The 1,329-nt window shown below is 32.7% G+C and carries 2 protein-coding genes; both read left to right on the forward strand.

What is annotated here, in order from left to right:
- The first annotated feature begins 76 nt into the window (after nucleotides 1–76).
- Complete coding sequence (locus tag RCH19_RS14695) at nucleotides 77–355, forward strand: transposase (RefSeq protein WP_074723558.1); 279 nt, start codon at nucleotides 77–79, stop codon at nucleotides 353–355.
- A 23-nt stretch (nucleotides 356–378) separates the two neighbouring features.
- Nucleotides 379–1,194, forward strand: a complete 816-nt coding sequence (locus tag RCH19_RS14700) for an IS3 family transposase (RefSeq protein WP_343023861.1) — start codon at nucleotides 379–381, stop codon at nucleotides 1,192–1,194.
- The last annotated feature ends 135 nt before the right edge of the window (nucleotides 1,195–1,329 follow it).

Genomic DNA, 1,329 nt, shown 5'->3' on the forward strand with positions numbered 1-1,329 from the left:
TATGCTGCTCCCCAAAAACGGTACAACTTTTTGTTTAGATTTAAGATAGGATTAAAAACCCTAAATTAGCATAATTATGTCAAGAACAAGAAGAGTATTTGGAAAAGAATTTAAAGCAAAAGTTGTTTTAGAAGCGTTAAAGGAAAAAGAAACCCTTGAGGTTTTAGCAAAGAAGTACGAGTTATTACCGACTCAAATTTCGTCATGGAAAGCAGAAGCCATAAAAAATATTTCTGCTGTTTTTTCACAAGAAAAAGCAGTTGTTGTTAAAGATGAAATTCCAACTGAAAAACTTTTTGCGCGAATAGGTCAGCTTACATTGGAAAACGATTTTCTAAAAAAAAAGTTGCGTTAGTTTCCTTAGAAGACAGAAAAAAAATGATTGATTCAAAGATGAAATTAAGTATTTCTAAACAATGTAAGTTGCTGTTAGTTAGCAGGAACTGTTTCTATTATTCACCCAAAGACGAATTGGAAGAAAACAAAATAATAATGGATTTATTAAAAATTCAATATTCGGCAACTCCGTTTTATGGCTATCGAAAGATGTCGGTATGGCTTGAAGGAAAAGGTTTTAAAGTAAACGAAAAACGAGTGCGAAGATTGATGAAATTAGCCAATTGGCAAACCATTTACAGAGCACCACGCACCACAATTGCCATTAAAGAGCATAAAAAATATCCGTATTTATTGAAAGGATTAAAAATTACACATAAAAATCAAGTGTGGGCTACCGATATTACTTATATCCCCATGGATAAAGGCTTTATGTACCTTTGTGCCATCATAGATTTACATACCCGATATGTTTTAAATTGGAGTACTAGCAACTCAATGAGTGCTCAGTGGTGCGCAGAAACATTGCAAGAGGCAATAGATAAACATGGCAAACCAGAGATATTCAATACTGACCAAGGCAGTCAATACACTAGTGAAATTCACACTAGAATACTGATAGACAACGATGTGAAAATATCCATGGATGGCAAAGGAAGAGCAATAGATAATATATTTGTGGAGAGATTATGGAGAACCGTAAAATATGAAAATGTATATTTGCAGGCCTATACTAGTACAATTAGCTTGTACAACGGACTTAAAAAGTATTTTGAATTCTATAATGAAGAACGTTTTCATCAATCGTTAGATTATAGCACACCGAGTAAAATGTATTACAAAAAACAAGTGGCATAAAATCAGAATAACTTTTTCGGCTTTTTAAGGAGCCAAAAGTTATCTCCGATTTTAGCCAGGAAACTGGAAAATAAAACTAAAAAAAAACTATCTTAAGTTTTTGAAAAAGTTGTCTTAACAAAGGGTCGCATCATA

The sequence above is a fragment of the Flavobacterium sp. PL12 genome (genome assembly GCF_039123485.1).
GTDB classification, from domain to species: domain Bacteria; phylum Bacteroidota; class Bacteroidia; order Flavobacteriales; family Flavobacteriaceae; genus Flavobacterium; species Flavobacterium weaverense.

Coding starts and splice junctions, on each gene's coding strand:
- RCH19_RS14695 (WP_074723558.1), top strand. CDS start 77: ATGTCAAGAACAAGAAGAGTATTTGGAAAAGAATTTAAAGCAAAAGTT.
- RCH19_RS14700 (WP_343023861.1), top strand. CDS start 379: ATGATTGATTCAAAGATGAAATTAAGTATTTCTAAACAATGTAAGTTG.